The following is a 16,942-nucleotide window of genomic DNA, read 5'->3' as shown; positions in this document are numbered from 1 at the left end:
TTATCGCGAAACGTGATGACAGTCAGAGTGGTATGCCGGATTCCCGATCGCGGACCGCCGGAGGACGATGGAGAGGGCACGTCCGTGTCCGCAACCGGAAGATCAGCCCGGATGTTCAGCGAAGCAAGCGAAGTAGTGGAGCACAGTGAAACGCCTGCAATGGCCGCGTTGGATGCCCATCGACCCGTACATCCTGCTGCTGCTCGGGACCGTGGGCCTCGCGGCCCTGTTCCCGGCGCGCGGGACGGCCTCCGACGTGGCGTCCGGTGCCTCCACGGCCGCGATCGCCTTCCTCTTCTTCCTCTACGGCGCCCGGCTGTCCACCCGTGACGCACTGGACGGACTGAAGCACTGGCGGCTCCATGTCACCGTCCTGGTCTGCACCTTCGTCGCCTTCCCGCTGCTGGGCCTGGCGGCGCGCGGCCTCGTCCCGGTGATCCTGACCCACCCGCTCTACCAGGGCCTGCTGTTCCTCACCCTCGTCCCGTCGACCATCCAGTCGTCGATCGCCTTCACCTCGATGGCCCGCGGCAACGTGCCCGCCGCGATCTGCGCGGGCTCCTTCTCCTCCCTGGTCGGCATCGTCATCACCCCGCTGCTCGCGGCGGCCGTGCTCGGCGGCAGCGCGGGCGGCTTCTCCGCCGACTCGCTCGTCAAGATCGTGCTGCAACTGCTCGTGCCGTTCGTCGCCGGGCAGGTGCTGCGCCGCTGGATCGGCGGTTTCGTCGCCCGGCACAAGAAGGTCCTCGGGCTCGTCGACCGCGGCTCGATCCTGCTGGTCGTCTACACCGCGTTCAGCGCGGGCATGGTCCAGGGCATCTGGCACCAGGTGAGCCCGGTCCGGCTGGGCGGCCTGCTCGCCGTCGAGGCGGTGCTGCTGGCCGTGATGCTCGCCCTGTCCTGGTACGGCGCCAAGGCGCTGCGCTTCAACCGCGAGGACCGCATCGCCATCCAGTTCGCCGGCTCGAAGAAGTCCCTCGCCGCCGGGCTGCCCATGGCGAGCGTCCTGTTCGGCGCGCACGCCTCACTGGCCGTGCTGCCGCTGATGCTCTTCCACCAGATGCAGCTCATGGTGTGCGCGGTCATCGCCAGGCGCCGCGCCCACGACGCCCAGGAGACGGTCAACGTGTCGGCGCCGCCCGCAGCGTCACGAACCGCGGTCGGTACAGGGACACGTTCCGGCTGAGCTGCGCCGCCGCATCGCCGGTGTCCAGCCAGTTGACGTCGTAGCTGAGCACCAGGCGCCCGTCGCCGCTCAGCTCGGGGTGCACCTGAGGGTTGTAGGCGGCGACCTGGCCGCCCGCCGGCAGCGACGGGCTGAAGCCCTTGGCCGGCCCGTGCCACGGGCCGGCGGGGGAGCAGGCCCAGTACGAGGTCACGGTCGTCAGCCCGCTGCTGCCGGCGGCCATCGTGAACAGCACGTACGTCCCGCGCACCCGCGCCACCGAGAAGGCGCTGCCCACCCCCGTGCGCTGTCCGTCCCCCAGCACCGGGGGCAGCCGGGCTCCGGCCTTCCCCCACTCCGACCCGTTCCAGTACTGCCAGGCGCCCGGCTCGGCGAGCCGGCCCTCCGGCACGCGCGCGACGTACGCGTGCGAGACCGGCCGGGAGGCCGCCTGGCCGTCGTCGCCGCCGAAGACGTACGTCCAGCCGTCCTCCTCGACCAGCGTCGTCCCGAACAGCACCCGCCGGGACGCGTCCGGCACCAGCTGCTGGTCGAGGACCTTCACCACCGACTCGACCCGCAGATCGGGCAGCGAGAGCGTGGCGACCTCGGTCGCGGTCGGCACCCCGTAGATCCAGGGCGCCTGCCCGGCCGTGCGCACCCACAGCAGCACCCGCAGCACCTGCTGCGACGAACCGGGGGAACGGGGCTCGACGCGGGCCGCGACCGGCCAGCGCCACTGGTTCGGGGCGGGGTCCGGGAAGAGCGGGGTGGACAGGGTGCGCTCCAGGCGGCCGTCACGCATGACGACCGCCGAGTTGCGCACCAGCGGGGCGGACGCCTCCCGCCAGGTGTAGGACTCGCCGAACGGGTTGGGCGGGGCGTGCACCCGGCCCAGATAGGTGTCCGAGAACAGCCACAGCACCCGGCCGTCCGGCAGCCGCACCGAGTGCGTACCGTCACCGCCGGTCCAGTCGTCCGCACGGGAGGGATCGTCGCCGTAGCGGGCGAACTCGCCCGTGAGGTCCTTGTCCGCCGACCAGGACGCCACCGAACGAGGCACGCACGCGTCACCGCCCTCCCGTTCGCCGTCGTCCGGGAGGGCGGTGAGCAGCACGGCCGCGAGAACCAGGGCCAGCAGAAGTCCCAGGCCGGTTCCCGTGCGCTGCCGTGCTCGTGCGTCGTCGGGCACGCCCGGGACGTTAGTGGCCTCAGCCCACTTGGTCCATGGGCAGCCACAGGACGGTGTCGCGGGTGTTCACCTTCTCGCGGGGGGTGGCCCGCAGCGCCGCGGCGCTGAGCTCCTCGTCGCCGAGCGCCCGGTTCCACACGCGTACGTCGTCGATCGCGCCGGTGAGAAAGGCCCGGCTGTCCATGCGCTGCCCGATGTGCACGCCGAACGGTGAGTTCCGGCTGACCGACCCGGGCACGTCCGTGGTGCTGATCGCCCGTCCGTCGAGGAACAGCGTCAGCCGCCCGCCGCCGCGCCGCAGGGCGAGGTGATGCCACTGGCCGTCGTTGGCGGCGCCGCCGGCCCACACGGAGGAGGTGCGCACCGTCCCGAACCCCTCCCGCGTGGTGATCAGGGCGCGCACCCGGTCGTTGCCGGGCTCGCCGCGCAGCCAGACCTGGGGCTGACTGGCGCCGATCCCGCCCATCCACAGGAACGGCTGCTCACCGCTGGTGGCGGAGTACCGGAAGAACAGCGACACCGTGAACTCACGGGTCCCGAGCGGCAGACTCGTCCGATACGGCAGGCGTACGGCGTCGTCGTCCCCGTCGAACTGCAGGGCGTTGCCGAGCACGCCGTCCGTCACCTCGGGGCCGCCGAGCACGGTCGCGCGGGGTGCGCCGATGGCGAGGTCGGGGGTGGTCGGGTCCGGGCCGCGCCGAGGCCCGAGCCAGTCCTCGTTGAACCGCGCGAAGCGGATCTCGTCCCGCGCGTCGACCGCACCGCCCTCGTACATCAGGCCCACCGTGGACGCGTCGATGTCCACCATGTCGGAGTAGCCGGACCAGTCGGTGGTGACGACCTTGCCGCGGTCCACGCTGTCCCAGCCGGCGCCGCCGTCGTAGGAGCTGCGGATCATCATCGTCCGGCGCCGGTCCGGGTCGCCCGGGGCGGACAGCAGGATGCGGTCGCCCAGGCGGAGCGTGGCGCCCTGCACCTGGGGCGTGTAGAGGTCCGGAAGGTCGCGGAAGGGCCCGGTGAAGCTGTCGCCGCCGTCGCTGCTGTACGTCTGCGCGCGGTGCCCGAGGTCGGTGCCGTCCTGCTCCCGGCCGCTGATGAGGATCGTGCCGTCCGCGCGCTCGGTGAGGGTCACCTCGGACGGCTTCTGCCGGAAGGTGCCGTCGGCGGCGGAGATGGGCCAGGAGTCGGTCGCGCCGATCCGCCAGTTGTCACCGCCGTCGTCGCTGACGATGAGGGCGGCGTGGTTGGCGGTGACCCGACTGCCGTCCCAGGTCTCGGTGTTGACGCCGAAGACCAGACGCCCGGCGTGCTTGCCCTTGGTGAGCTGGATACCGTGCACGGGGCCGGTGGCGTACCAGGAGTTCCAGTTCGGGGGCAGTATCGAGCCGCTCAGATCGCGTGGCCGGGACCAGGTCCGGCCGTCGTCGTCGCTGTACTGCAGATGCGGTGTGCGATCACATGGCACCGAGCAACTGCCGCTGTCCGTACGCCCCGTGTTGTACGTCTCCGCCAGCAGGATGCGGCCGGTCTCGCGGTCCACGATCGGCGCCGGGTTGCCGTGCGTGTCGCCGCCGCCCTCGTTGACGACCTGGAGCGGACCCCAGGTGCGGCCGCCGTCCGTCGACCGCTTCAGCACGATGTCGATGTCGGCGGCGTCGCCGCAGTTGAGCACCCGCCCCTCGGCGAACGCCAGCAGCGTGCCGTCCTTGGTCTTCACGATCGCGGGGATGCGGAAGCAGGCGTACCCGGGATCCTGGGACGCCCGGAACAGCACCTGTTGCTCGAACACCGGCGCCGTCTTGGCCGGTTGGGACTCCGCGGGACTTAACGCCACGGCCGTCGCCGAGGTGGCGACGGCCGTGACGAGGGCGGCTCTGAGACGTGCGCGAACTCTTGAAGGCATGGTGCGGCCCGCCCTTTCATCGTCTGGTCATCCGTCCAGGCATCTGAACATTCGGACATCCCACGTCCAAAGTGCGCATCACAGACGTTAGTTGGGCTATCGCACACATCACAAGAACCGTGCACGTGTCACATCACGGATGGAGTACCACTTTCCCTCTGTTGCCCCGCGACTCGATCGCCGCGAGCGATCCGGGCCGGCTGGAATCCGATGACGGACTCGGCGCCGACAAGAAGGTCATATGTCTGAATTGTTCCGCCGTCCGAACTGTAGGCCACGAGCCGCCCGCCGGGCGTGAGCGACGCGAGGGCGCCGCTCGCCGCGGCGGTGACCAGCGCCGCCTCCCCCTCCCGAGGCCGGGCGGCCCCCAGCGCCCCGAGCCTGGATTCGCAGCGGACGCGACGCATCACACCTCCAGGAGCCATGGGGAACACCAACGGCCCCCCTCCCCGGCTTCTCTCGCCCGCTGAACGTGACCGATTCCTGGACCCGTTGATCCGGATTTCCGGTACGCAGAGCTGATGGCGGATAACGTTCCGTCATGACCGCACCCCTCGTGCTCGAAGCCGCACGCACCGCCCTCGTGCTAGTCGATCTCATGGACCGCATCGTCGCGCTGCCCCTGGAGCCCCGTAAGGGCACCGAAGTCCTCGCGACCTGCGAGGAGTTGGCGGCGGCCTTCCGCTCCCGCGGCGCCACCGTCGTCCTCGTCCGCGTCGAACGCCCCGGCGTCGCCGAGCAACCGCCCGGCAGCGGCCTGGTGGCCGGCCTGCTGAAGGACGGCGACGTCGAGATCGTGAAGCGGACCATCGGCGGCTTCCAGGGCACGGGCCTGGACGACCGCCTCCGCGAACGCGGCGTCACCACCCTGGTGCTCGGCGGCATCGCCACCAACCTGGGCGTCGAGTCCACGGCCCGCGCGGCCGGCGACCTCGGCTACGACCTGGTCTTCGTGGAGGACGCGATGACGGCGTTCACGGCGGCGGAGCACGACGCGTCGGTGCGCCTGGACTTTCCCCGGCTGGGATCGGTGGCCCGGGCCGCGGACGTGTCGCTCACCAGTGGCTGAGCGGCCGGCGCACCCCGTAGGCCACCGAGCTGTCAAAACGGCGGGGCCCCAGCACGGCGCAGGGGGCGCTCCCCGCCGGTCGGGGCCCCGCCGCCGTGTCGCGGGGAGCCGGTCAGGCCTGGGCGGCCGCGGTCCGCAGAGCGAGCCGGTGTTCGCCCGCGTACACGTTCATGGAGCTGCCGCGCAGGAAGCCCACCAGCGTCAGCCCGGTCTCCGCGGCGAGATCCACCGCCAGCGAGGACGGCGCCGAGACCGCCGCGAGCACCGGGATCCCCGCCATCACCGCCTTCTGCGCCAGCTCGAAGCTGGCCCGCCCCGAGACCAGCAGGAGCGTCCGGGACAGCGGCAGGTCGCCGTTCTGCAGGGCGCGGCCGACCAGCTTGTCGACCGCGTTGTGCCGGCCCACGTCCTCCCGTATGTCCAGCAGCTCGCCGTCCTCGGTGAACAGGGCCGCCGCGTGCAGGCCCCCGGTCCGGTCGAAGACCCGCTGGGCCGCGCGCAGCCGGTCGGGGAGGCTCGCGAGCAGTTCGGGGTCGACCCGGACCGGGGGAGTGTCGGCTATCGGCCAGCGGGCCGTCGTACGGACGGCATCGAGTGACGCCTTGCCGCACAGGCCGCAGGACGACGTCGTGTACACGTTCCGTTCGAGGGTGATGTCGGGGACGGTCACGTCCGGCGCCGTCTTCACGTCCACCACGTTGTAGGTGTTCGAGCCGTCCACCGTGGCGCCCGCGCAGTAGACGATGTTCTGGAGGTCCCCGGCCGCGCCGAGCACCCCCTCGCTCACCAGGAACCCGGCGGCCAGCGCGAAGTCGTCACCCGGCGTGCGCATCGTGATCGCCAGCGGCTTGCCGTTGAGCCGGATCTCCAGCGGTTCCTCGGCGACGAGGGTGTCCGGCCGGGTCGAGATCGCCCCGTCCCGGATCCGGATCACCTTGCGTCGTTCCGTGACTCGTCCCATGTCGTGTCTCAGTCCCGGTTCTGTACGTGCTGGTAGCCGAAGCGGCCCTTGATACAGAGGTTGCCGTGGGTCACCGGGTTGTCGTGCGGCGAGGTGACCTTGACAATCTCATTGTCCTGCACGTGAAGCGTGAGGTTGCAGCCCACACCGCAGTACGCGCACACGGTCGTCGTCTCGGTCTGCGCGCTCTCGTCCCAGGTGCCCGCCGCCCGCATGTCGAACTCGGACTTGAAGGACAGGGCCCCCGTCGGGCACACCTCGATGCAGTTCCCGCAGTACACGCACGCCGAATCGGTCAGCGGCGCGTCGTGCTCCACCGCGATCCGCGCGTCGAACCCGCGTCCGGCCACGGAGATCGCGAAGCTGTTCTGCCACTGGTCCCCACACGCGTCCACGCACTTGTAACAGAGGATGCACTTGTCGTAGTCCCGCACATACAGCTCGTTGTCGACCTTCGGCTCCTCGTTGAGCCGCGCCGCGTCCGGGCCGAACCGGTCCGGCTTCGCCTCGTACTCCTTGATCCATCCGGCGACCTGCGAGGTCGTCGACAGATCCACCGACGAGGCGAGCAGTTCCAGCACGATCTTGCGGCTGTGCCGGGCCCGCTCGGTGCCGGTCCGCACCTCCATGCCGGCCTCGGCCTTGCGTGAGCAGGCGGGTACCAGGGTCCGGGACCCCTCGACCTCCACCACGCACACCCGGCAGGCGTTCTTGGGCCTGAGCGTGTCCCCTTCGCACAGGGTCGGGATGTCCTTCCCCGCCGCCCGGCAGGCGTCCAGGATCGTGGAGCCCTCCGTCGTGCGCACGGGCTCCCCGTCGATCGTGAACTCCAGCAGCCGGCGCGGGATCCCCAGCGGTACCACGGTCATTCGTACGCCCCCAGACGGTCGATGGCGGATTCCACGGCGTTCCACGCGGTCTGCCCCAGACCGCAGATCGAGGCGTCCCGCATCGCGCGGCCGACCTCCCTGAGCAGGGCGATGTCATCGGCGGCCGCCGCACCCGTGCGCTCGGCGATCCGGTGCAGCGCCTCCTCCTGCCGTACGGTCCCGACCCGGCACGGCACGCACTGCCCGCACGACTCGTCCCGGAAGAACTCGGCGATGCGCAGCAGCAGCCGGGGCAGCGGGACGGTGTCGTCGAAGGCCATGACCACACCCGAGCCGAGCGTCGTGCCCGCCTCGCGCGTGCCCTCGAAGGTCAGCGGGATGCCGAGCTCGTCCGGCCGTACGAAGCCGCCGGCCGCCCCGCCCAGCAGCACCGCACGCAGCCCGTCCCGGACCCCGGCCAGCTCCAGCAGCTCGCCCAGTGTCGCGCCGAAGGGCAGCTCGTAGATCCCGGGCCGCGCCACACTCCCTGACACGCAGAACAGCTTCGGCCCGGTGGACCGCTCCGTTCCGATCGCCGCGTACGCCGGGGCGCCCATGGTCAGGATCGGCAGCACATTGACCAGCGTCTCCACGTTGTTCTCGACGGTCGGCTTGCCGAACAGCCCCTTCTCCACCGGGAACGGCGGCTTCGAGCGCGGCTCGCCCCGGTAGCCCTCGATGGAGTTGAACAGGGCCGTCTCCTCGCCGCAGATGTACGCCCCCGCCCCTCGCCTGATCTCGATGTCGAAGGCGTATCCCTGCCCGAGGACGTCGTCCCCGAGCAGCCCACGCGCGCGTGCCTGCGCGATGGCGTGCTCCAGGCGCGCCAGCGCCCGTGGATACTCGCCGCGCAGATACAGGTAGCCCTTGTGGGCGCCCGTCGCATACGCCGCGATCGTCATCGCCTCGATCAGCGCATAGGGGTCGCCCTCCATGATCACGCGGTCCTTGAAGGTGCCCGGCTCCGATTCGTCGGCGTTGCAGACGAGGTAGTGCGGATGGTCGGGCTGGGACGCCGTGGCCTGCCATTTGCGGCCGGTGGGGAAGGCGGCGCCGCCGCGCCCGACCAGGCCGGAGTCGGTGACCTCACGGATGACTCCGGCGGGACCGATCTCGAAGGCCCGGCGCAGCGCGGTGTAGCCGCCGTGGGCGCGGTAGTCGTCCAGCGAGGAAGGGTCGACGACCCCGACCCGGCTCAGCAGGGTCAGTCCGGGATCCCCGGCCTGCGGTACCGCCATCGCCGCCGGCGGCTCCTGCGGCGCCGAGTCCGGTGCGCTGGCGGCGAGGACGGCGTCGTGCACGGTCGCCGGCGCCGAGACCGCCGTACGCACCGGATCCCCGGCCTTGATCGCGAGCGCGGCCGGAGCCCGTTCGCACAGGCCCAGACAGGGGCTGCGCTCGACATGGACACCGGGACCGAGAGCCGACTCGATCCCGGCGCACAGCTCGGACGCCCCCGTGGCCGCGCACGCCAGGTCGGTGCAGACGTGCAGCACCGTGGCCGGACGCGGCTTCACGGAGAACATGGCGTAGAAGGTGGCCACCCCGTACGCCTCCGACGGCGGCACCGTCAGGCGCCGGCACAGGTAGTCGAGGGCGCCCTCGCTGATCCAGCCGATCCGGTCGTTGATGGCGTGCAGCCCCGGCAACAGCAGGTCGCGGCGGTCCCGGGCCTCGCGTCCGCCGCGCGCCCACCTGAGGTCCGCGTCGGAGCGGTCGGCACCCTCCCACGACGACTCCGGTGGGCCCAACAGGGCGTCGACGGCCGCCCGTTCGTCGTCCGTCGGTTTGCTGTCGCCGAAGTGCAGGTCCACTTACGTCACCTCACGATGGTCGCGACGGGGAGCTTCTCGATCCGGATCGCCGACGCCTTGAACTCCGCCGTGCCCGCGATCGGGCAGTTCGCCTCGATCGTGAGCTGGTTGGTGTCCACCTCGTCGGGAAAGTGCATGGTCATGAAGGCGAGCCCGGGCCGCAGCGCCGTGTCGACCCACACCGGTGCCACGACCGCACCGCGCCGCGAGGTCACCTGGACCTCCTCGCCGACGACGACCCCGTAGCGCTCGGCGTCCTCCGGGCTGAGCTCGACGTACTCGCCGCGCCGCAGCGGGGAGGCGAAACTCCCGCTCTGCACCCCGGTGTTGTACGAGTCGAGCCGTCGCCCGGTGGTGAGCCGGACGGGGTACTCCTCGTCGGTGAGGTCGACCGGCGGATCGTGCTGGACGATCCCGAACGGCGCCGGCCTGCCGCGCCGCGCCGGATCCCCCTCCCACAACCGGCCGTGCAGGTACGTCGGTTCGAGCTGCTCGGTGCTCGGGCACGGCCACTGGATGCCCTGGTGCTCCGCCAGGCGTTCGTACGTCATCCCGTAGTGGTCGGGGGAGACCGAGCGCAGCTCGTTCCACACCGCCTCGGCGTCCGCGTACTTCCACTCGTGGCCGAGCCGTGCCGCCAGCTCGCAGATGATGTCGATGTCCTCGCGCGCCTCGCCGGGTGCGGTGACGGCCCGGCGCACCCGCTGGACCCGGCGCTCGCTGTTGGTGGTGGTGCCCTCGGTCTCGGCCCACCCGGCGGTCGCGGGGAGGACGACGTCGGCCAGCTCGGCCGTCCTCGTCAGGAAGATGTCCTGGACGACGAGGAAGTCGAGCTGCCCCATGCGCCGTACGGCCTGCTCGCTGTCCGCCTCCGACTGCGCCGGGTTCTCGCCGATGCAGTAGACGGCCTTGAGCGTGCCCTCCTCCATCGCCTCGAACATCTGGGTGAGGTTGAGGCCGTAGTGCGGCTGGATCACGGTGTCCCAGGCCGACTCGAACTTCAGGCGGGTGTCGGGGTCGAGGATGTCCTGGAAGCCGGGGAGGCGGTTGGGGATCGCGCCCATGTCGCCGCCACCCTGGACGTTGTTCTGGCCGCGCAGGGGCTGGAGCCCGCTGCCGTAACGGCCGACGTGGCCGGTCAGCAGGGACAGGTTGATCAGTGCGCGGACGTTGTCGGTGCCGTTGTGGTGCTCGGTGATGCCGAGGGTCCAGCACAGCTGGGCGCGCTCGGCGCGGGCGTAGGCGTGCGCCAACTCCCGTATGGCGGCGGCGGGTACGCCCGTGACCTTCTCGGCGAGAGACAGCGTCCACGGCTCCACCAGCGCCTTGTACTCCTCGAAGCCGCTGGTCGCCCGCTCGATGAACGCCTCGTTCGCCAGGCCCGCGTGGATGATCTCGCGGCCGATCGCGTGGGCCATCGGGATGTCGGTGCCGACGTTGAGGCCGAGCCAGCTCTCCGCCCACTCGGCGGTGGAGGTGCGGCGCGGATCCACCGCGTACATCCGGGCGCCGTTCCTGATGCCCTTGAGCACGTGCTGGAAGAAGATCGGGTGTGCGAAGCGGGCGTTGGAGCCCCACATCACGATGACGTCGGTGTGCTCGATCTCCTCGTACGAGGAGGTGCCACCGCCCGAGCCGAAGGCCGCCGACAGGCCCGCCACGCTCGGCGCGTGGCAGGTGCGGTTGCAGGAGTCGACGTTGTTGGTGCCCATGACGACGCGGGCGAACTTCTGCGCCACGTAGTTCATCTCGTTGGTGGCACGGGCGCAGGAGAACATGCCGAAGGCGCCTCGGTTGCGGGCCAGTCCCTCGGCCGCGCGGGTCAGGGCCTCCTCCCAGGTCGCCTGCCGGAACGGCTCGTCGCGGGAGTCCCGCACCAGGGGGTGGGTCAGACGGGTGTAGGTCTTCGGTTCACGCTTCCTCATGCGGCGCTCCTCAGCGCGAGCAGGTCCGAGATGGCGTGCACGGTGCGCAGGGTGGGCACCTGGACGCCGGTGATCTCCGCCAACTCGACGACCGCCGCGAGGAGTACGTCGAGTTCGAGCGGCTTGCCGCGCTCCAGGTCCTGGAGCGTGGAGGTGCGGTGGTCGCCGACCCGCTCGGCGCCCGCGAGCCGGCGCTCGATGGAGACGCCGACCTCGCAGCCGAGGGCCTCGGCGACCGAGAGCGTCTCGGTCATCATGATCTCGATGACCTTGCGGGTGCCGCCGTGCAGACACATCTGCCGCATGGTGGCGCGGGCCAGCGCGCTGATCGGGTTGAAGGAGATGTTGCCGAGCAGCTTGAGCCAGATGTCGTTGCGCAGGTCGGGTTCGACCGGGCATTTCAGGCCACCGGCGATCATGGCCTCGCTGAGGTCCAGACAGCGCTTGGACACACTGCGGTCGGGTTCGCCGATGGAGAACCGGGTGCCTTCCAAGTGCCGTACGACACCTGGGCCTTCGAGTTCGGTGGCGGCGTAGACGACGCAGCCGACGGCCCTTTCGGGCGCGATCACCGCACTGACCGCGCCGTCGGGGTCCACGCTCTCGACGCGGTGGCCGTCGTGCGGGCCGCCGTGCCGGTGGAAGTACCACCAGGGGATGCCGTTCTGGGCGGCCACGACCGCGGTGCGATCGTGGAGAAGAGGCTCGATCAGCGGCCCGCACGCCGCGTACGAGTTGGCCTTCAGCCCCAGGAAGACATAGTCGACCGGGCCGATCTCGACCGGGTCGTCGGTGGCGTGGGCGCGGGCGGTGAAGTCGCCGCGCGGACTGAGCACCCGCACTCCGTGCTGCCTCATGGCCGCCAGATGCGGTCCACGGGCGATCAGGTGCACGTCGGCGCCGGCGCGATGGAGCGCGGCTCCGACGTAGGCGCCGATGGCACCGGCGCCGAGGACTGCAACTTTCACTTCGGAACGCTCCGTTCGGTCGAGGGAGTACCGCGGAGGTGGCTGGGAAGTTGGGGTCGACGATCAGATCCATGGGTCGAGCAGGTCGAAATCTCGTCGACTGAATATTGTCTACAGTATGGATTGGGGCGCAGCAAGGGTTCGCGCACGGCGTTCGACCGTTCATCGCGTCCTGCATACCGCTCATCGCATACGGTCGACGCGCCGCCTTCTCAACTCCCCCGCCGCTCCTTACCGTTCGGGATCATGAGTCCCCCTGTAGCTCCCCCGGGATGGAGCCGCTGGCTGGTTCCGCCCGCCGCTCTGTCGGTCCATCTGTCCATCGGCCAGGCCTACGCGTGGAGCGTGTTCAAGCCGCCGCTCGAATCCGCCCTCGGCCTCAGCGGCACGCAGAGCGCGCTGCCCTTCCAGCTCGGCATCGTCATGCTCGGGCTGTCGGCCGCGTTCGGCGGCACGCTGGTGGAGCGCAACGGCCCGCGCTGGGCCATGACCGTCGCCCTGATCTGCTTCTCGTCCGGCTTCCTGCTCTCCGCCCTCGGCGCGGCCACCGAGCAGTACTGGCTGATCGTTTTCGGCTACGGCTTCGTCGGCGGCATCGGCCTGGGCATCGGCTACATCTCGCCGGTCTCCACGCTGATCAAGTGGTTCCCGGACCGGCCCGGCATGGCCACCGGCATCGCCATCATGGGCTTCGGCGGCGGCGCGCTGATCGCCTCGCCCTGGTCGGCACAGATGCTGGAGTCGTTCGGCAGCGACAGCTCCGGGATCGCGATGGCGTTCCTGGTGCACGGTCTGTCGTACGCCGTGTTCATGCTGCTCGGCGTGCTGCTGGTCCGCGTGCCGCGCACCGAGAAGCCGGTCGGCGACGGGCCCAGCGCCCTCGACGGGCCGCAGGTGTCCGCCCGCAACGCCGTGCGCACCCCGCAGTTCTGGTGTCTGTGGGTCGTGCTCTGCATGAACGTGACCGCCGGCATCGGCATCCTGGAGAAGGCCGCGCCGATGATCACGGACTTCTTCGCGAACACCTCGACAACGGTGTCGGCGTCGGCCGCCGCCGGCTTCGTCGCCCTGCTGTCCGCCGCCAACATGGCGGGCCGCATCGCCTGGTCGTCGACCTCCGACCTGATCGGGCGCAAGAACATCTACCGGGTGTACCTGGGCGTCGGCGCGCTGATGTACGGGCTCATCGCCCTGGCCGGCGACTCCTCCAAGCCGCTGTTCATCCTGTGCGCGCTGGTGATCCTGTCCTTCTACGGCGGCGGCTTCGCGACCATCCCCGCCTATCTGAAGGACCTCTTCGGCACCTACCAGGTGGGCGCCATCCATGGCCGGCTGCTCACCGCCTGGTCCACGGCCGGCGTCCTCGGGCCGCTGATCGTGAACTGGATCGCCGACCGGCAGGAGGAGGCCGGCAAGGACGGCTCGTCCCTGTACACCCTGTCCCTGTTCATCATGATCGGGCTGCTCGCCATCGGATTCGTCGCCAACGAACTCGTCCGGCCCGTCCACCCGCGCCATCACGTTCCCGCCCCGGCGTCGAACGCGCAGCAGGAGAAGGAGGCCGCCGATGTCCAGCGACAGCAGTAGCAGTCCGCCCGGCCGACGTGGGCTGATCGCGTTCGCCTGGGTGTGGGTGGGGATTCCGCTCGCCTACGGGGTCTACGAACTCGTACGAAAGGCGACGCAGCTGTTCACCGGGTAGGTGTTCGGGAGTTGTCCGGGCGTCCGAGGGCCTGATGGAAGCCGACAACGCGGGCGCCCGATTCCTGTGGCATCACGTGCCGTCATACCCGTGAGTCACTGATCAGACTGGTGAATCCCGCTACCCGAGGCCCGAGGGGATCACCATCGATGAACGGCTCGCGCATCGCCGCAGTCGGCCACTATCAGCCCGCGAAGGTACTCACCAACGAGGACCTCGCGGGCATGGTCGACACCAGTGACGAGTGGATCACGTCCCGGGTGGGCATCCGTACGCGCCACATCGCCGGGCCCGACGAGCCGGTCGACGAGCTCGCCGCGCACGCCGCCGCCAAGGCGCTCGCGGCGGCCGGCCTCGCTCCCGGCGACATCGACCTGGTCCTGGTCGCCACCTCCACCGCCATCGACCGCTCCCCGAACATGGCCGCGCGCGTCGCGGCCCGGCTCGGCATCCCCTCGCCCGCCGCGATGGACGTCAATGTCGTGTGCGCCGGCTTCACCCACGCCCTGGCCACCGCCGACCACGCGGTGCGGGCGGGGGCCGCGGCCCGGGCGCTGGTGATCGGCGCCGACAAGATGTCCGACGTGACGGACTGGAGCGACCGCACTACCTGTGTGCTGGTCGGCGACGGGGCCGGCGCCGCCGTCGTGGAGGCGGCCGAGGAGGCCCGCATCGGACCGGTGCTGTGGGGTTCGGTGCCCGAGATGGGGCACGCGGTGCGCATCGAGGGGCAGCCGGCGCGGTTCGCGCAGGAGGGGCAGAGCGTCTACCGCTGGGCGACGACCCAGCTGCCGGCCATCGCCCGCAGGGCCTGCGAGCGGGCGGGCCTCGCGCCCGAGGACCTCGCCGGGGTCGTGCTGCACCAGGCCAACCTGCGCATCATCGAGCCCCTCGCCCTCAAGCTCGGCGCGGTCAGCGCCGTGGTCGCGCGGGATGTCGCCGAGTCCGGGAACACCTCGGCGGCGAGCATCCCGCTGGCGCTGTCCAAGCTGGTGGAGCAGGGGCGGATCTCGACCGGGGACCCGGTGCTGCTGTTCGGGTTCGGCGGGAACCTGTCGTATGCGGGCCAGGTCGTGCGCTGCCCCTGACACCGGTGCGAGGCCGCGGTGTGACGTGGCCGACTTCCCCGTTCCCTGGCCTTTGTGCGCCGTAGACTGTAGACGAAAGACAATCGATACTGGCTTTCAGTGACGGTCGGCTACCGGACGCAGTCGCCCGGCGTTCGCCCAGGAGGGGAACCGATGTTGTCGACAGGACTGCCGCAGGGCGCGGTGCCCAAGCTCGAACGGCCCGGCCCGCTGCGCGACCGTGTCTACGAGGCGCTGCTCGAACTGATCACCACCCGCGCCCTCCAGCCCGGCCAGCATCTGGTCGAGAGCGAACTGGCAGGTCACCTCGGCGTGTCGCGCCAGCCGGTGCGTGAGGCGCTGCAGCGGCTGAACACCGAGGGCTGGGTCGATCTGCGGCCCGCGCAGGGCGCGTTCGTGCACGAGCCGACGGAGGCGGAGGCCGATCAGCTCCTCACCGTCCGCACCCTGCTGGAGGCCGAGGCCGCCCGGCTGGCCGCCGCGAACGCCGACAGCGCCGGCATCAAGGCCCTGGAAGAGCTGTGCGCCGAGGGCGAGAAGGCCGTCGCCGCCGATGATGTGGACGCCGCCGTCGCCCTCAACGCCCGCTTCCACGCGAAGATCATGGAGCTGGCCGGCAACGCGGTCCTCGCGGGCCTCGCGGCCCAGGTCGACCGCCGCGTCCGCTGGTACTACACGCCGGTCGCCCGCCAGCGCGGCCACCAGTCCTGGATCGAGCACCGCGGCATGATCGCCGCGATCACCGCCCGCGACGAACAACAGGCCACCCAGCTCATGCGGGAGCACACGGAGCACACGCGCCGGTCGTATCACGAGCGCGCCAAGTCCTGAGCGCAGCCACATGTGATCCGGTGCGCCCTCGGCTTTGTCCTGTGAGTGGAGAAAGTTGACGGCAATCTCTGCGCAAGTTCTTCCCACCCCCGGCAGCCGCTGCTACGTTCCCCTCGAAAGCAGGTCACGGAAGTGGCCGAAACCCGGCGCGCTCAGGCCGATTGAGGCGGGGAGGGGCTCGTGAGACGCATGACGGCGCGACCCGCGAACGCCCATCAGGCCAAGCTGCTCCGGCTGCTGCGTGACGCGGGGCCCAACTCCCGGGCCCAGCTGGGCGATCAGATCGACCTCTCACGGTCCAAGCTGGCCGTGGAGGTGGACCGCCTGCTGGAGACGGGCCTGGCCGTGGCCGACGGACTCGCCGCCTCGCGCGGTGGCCGCCGCTCCCACAACATCCGGCTCAATCCCGGGCTGCGCTTCCTCGGCGTCGACATCGGCGCGACCTCGGTCGACGTCGCCGTCACCAACGCCGAACTGGAGATCCTGGGCCACCTCAACCAGCCCATGGACGTACGCGAGGGCCCGGTCGCGGTCTTCGAGCAAGTCCTGTCCATGGCCGCGAAGTTGAAGGCCTCCGGGCTCGCGGAGGGGTTCGACGGCGCCGGCATCGGCGTCCCCGGCCCCGTCCGCTTCCCCGAGGGCGTCCCGGTGGCCCCGCCGATCATGCCGGGCTGGGACGGCTTCCCGGTGCGGGAGGCGCTCAGCCAGGAACTGGGCTGCCCGGTCATGGTCGACAACGACGTGAACCTCATGGCGATGGGGGAGCAGCACGCGGGCGTCGCACGCTCCGTGGGCGACTTCCTCTGCGTCAAGATCGGCACCGGCATCGGCTGCGGCATCGTCGCGGGCGGTGACGTCCACCGCGGTGTCACCGGCAGCGCGGGCGACATCGGGCACATCCAGGCCGTGCCCGACGGCCGCCCCTGCGCCTGCGGCAACCGGGGCTGTCTGGAGGCCCACTTCAGCGGGGCGGCCCTCGCCCGGGACGCCATCGAGGCGGCCCAGCAGGGGCGGTCGGAGGAACTCGCCTCGCGGCTGGCGGCGAACGGCACCCTGACCGCCGTAGACGTCGCCGCCGCGGCCGCCGCCGGCGACGCCACCGCACTCGACCTGATCCGCGAGGGCGGCAACCGCGTCGGCCAGGTCATCGCCGGACTCGTCAGCTTCTTCAACCCCGGCCTGGTGGTGATCGGCGGCGGGGTGACCGGCCTCGGCCACAACCTGCTCGCCGCGATCCGCACCCAGGTCTACCGCCAGTCGCTGCCCCTGGCGACCGGCAACCTCCCCATCGTCCTGGGTGAGTTGGGCCCCACCGCCGGAGTCATCGGCGCGGCCCGGCTCATCAGCGACCACCTGTTCTCACCCGCGTAAGCACTCAGCTCAGTACGGCAGCACTCAGTTCAGTACGGCTGTACCAGCACCGCGCCCCGCCTCGCCCTGCCCTGAACCGGCCCG

At 71.0% G+C, this 16,942-nt stretch carries 14 protein-coding genes and 1 pseudogene; 7 read left to right on the top strand and 8 right to left on the bottom strand.

All coding sequences use genetic code 11. The features are described from left to right. Positions 1 to 172: 172 nt before the first annotated feature. A complete protein-coding gene (locus tag IM697_RS29830; protein ID WP_194039190.1) occupies positions 173 to 1,186 on the top strand; it encodes a bile acid:sodium symporter family protein in 1,014 nt (337 codons plus the stop codon). Here the strand turns inward: IM697_RS29830 and IM697_RS29825 are convergent. From IM697_RS29825 to IM697_RS45055, 3 genes and pseudogenes are all read right to left on the bottom strand, one after another. Next, positions 1,122 to 2,357 carry a DUF4185 domain-containing protein gene (locus IM697_RS29825; protein WP_194039189.1) on the bottom strand — a complete coding sequence of 412 codons (1,236 nt, stop codon included), beginning with the start codon at positions 2,355 to 2,357 and terminating at the stop codon, positions 1,122 to 1,124. The genes IM697_RS29830 and IM697_RS29825 overlap by 65 nt on opposite strands. Positions 2,358 to 2,376: 19 nt before the next feature. Next, a complete protein-coding gene (locus IM697_RS29820; protein WP_194039188.1) occupies positions 2,377 to 4,260 on the bottom strand; it encodes a sialidase family protein in 1,884 nt (627 codons plus the stop codon). A 182-nt stretch (positions 4,261 to 4,442) separates the two neighbouring features. Beyond that, positions 4,443 to 4,640 (bottom strand): annotated as a pseudogene (locus IM697_RS45055) (hypothetical protein); the annotation flags it as partial. Between the two features lie 161 nt (positions 4,641 to 4,801). Here IM697_RS45055 and IM697_RS29815 point away from each other — a divergent pair. After that, positions 4,802 to 5,329, top strand: a complete 528-nt coding sequence (locus IM697_RS29815) for an isochorismatase family protein (protein WP_194039186.1) — start codon at positions 4,802 to 4,804, stop codon at positions 5,327 to 5,329. Between the two features lie 112 nt (positions 5,330 to 5,441). On the opposite strand, the gene fdhD is transcribed toward IM697_RS29815, so the two are convergent. The 5 genes from fdhD to IM697_RS29790 are packed head-to-tail and all read right to left on the bottom strand — an operon-like array spanning position 5,442 to position 11,866. Then, positions 5,442 to 6,290 carry a formate dehydrogenase accessory sulfurtransferase FdhD gene (fdhD, locus tag IM697_RS29810; protein ID WP_194039185.1) on the bottom strand — a complete coding sequence of 283 codons (849 nt, stop codon included), beginning with the start codon at positions 6,288 to 6,290 and terminating at the stop codon, positions 5,442 to 5,444. Between the two features lie 8 nt (positions 6,291 to 6,298). Next, entirely contained in the window at positions 6,299 to 7,159 is an 861-nt protein-coding gene (locus tag IM697_RS29805; protein WP_194039184.1) for a 2Fe-2S iron-sulfur cluster-binding protein, read from the bottom strand. Then, entirely contained in the window at positions 7,156 to 8,973 is a 1,818-nt protein-coding gene (locus IM697_RS29800; protein ID WP_194039183.1) for an NADH-ubiquinone oxidoreductase-F iron-sulfur binding region domain-containing protein, read from the bottom strand. Before IM697_RS29800 ends, IM697_RS29805 begins: the two co-directional genes overlap by 4 nt. A gap of 5 nt (positions 8,974 to 8,978) precedes the next feature. Further along, positions 8,979 to 10,898, bottom strand: a complete 1,920-nt coding sequence (locus IM697_RS29795) for a molybdopterin oxidoreductase family protein (protein WP_194039182.1) — start codon at positions 10,896 to 10,898, stop codon at positions 8,979 to 8,981. Further along, entirely contained in the window at positions 10,895 to 11,866 is a 972-nt protein-coding gene (locus tag IM697_RS29790; protein ID WP_194039181.1) for a 2-dehydropantoate 2-reductase, read from the bottom strand. The genes IM697_RS29795 and IM697_RS29790 overlap by 4 nt, the downstream gene beginning before the upstream one ends. A gap of 246 nt (positions 11,867 to 12,112) precedes the next feature. Here IM697_RS29790 and IM697_RS29785 point away from each other — a divergent pair, with 246 nt between their 5' ends. The 5 genes from IM697_RS29785 (at position 12,113) to IM697_RS29770 (ending at position 16,858) form a co-directional block, all read left to right on the top strand. Further along, the gene (locus tag IM697_RS29785) at positions 12,113 to 13,453 is read left to right on the top strand and encodes an OFA family MFS transporter (RefSeq protein WP_194039180.1); all 1,341 of its coding nucleotides are present in this window, start codon (positions 12,113 to 12,115) and stop codon (positions 13,451 to 13,453) included. Continuing rightward, entirely contained in the window at positions 13,434 to 13,568 is a 135-nt protein-coding gene (locus IM697_RS45590; protein ID WP_265582680.1) for an MFS transporter small subunit, read from the top strand. The genes IM697_RS29785 and IM697_RS45590 overlap by 20 nt, the downstream gene beginning before the upstream one ends. Before the next feature lie 149 nt (positions 13,569 to 13,717). Further along, positions 13,718 to 14,656, top strand: coding sequence for a beta-ketoacyl-ACP synthase III (locus tag IM697_RS29780; RefSeq protein ID WP_194039179.1), 939 nt, complete (start codon positions 13,718 to 13,720; stop codon positions 14,654 to 14,656). 153 nt (positions 14,657 to 14,809) lie between these two features. Beyond that, positions 14,810 to 15,487: a GntR family transcriptional regulator gene (locus IM697_RS29775; RefSeq protein ID WP_194039178.1), complete on the top strand. Its 678-nt coding sequence runs from the start codon at positions 14,810 to 14,812 to the stop codon at positions 15,485 to 15,487. A 189-nt stretch (positions 15,488 to 15,676) separates the two neighbouring features. Next, positions 15,677 to 16,858 carry an ROK family protein gene (locus IM697_RS29770; protein WP_194049937.1) on the top strand — a complete coding sequence of 394 codons (1,182 nt, stop codon included), beginning with the start codon at positions 15,677 to 15,679 and terminating at the stop codon, positions 16,856 to 16,858. Positions 16,859 to 16,942 lie beyond the last annotated feature (84 nt).

Source organism: Streptomyces ferrugineus, from assembly GCF_015160855.1.
GTDB classification, from domain to species: domain Bacteria; phylum Actinomycetota; class Actinomycetes; order Streptomycetales; family Streptomycetaceae; genus Streptomyces; species Streptomyces ferrugineus.
The sequence above is the reverse complement of the archived record's forward strand: the minus strand, read 5'-3'. Positions and strand labels throughout refer to the sequence as shown.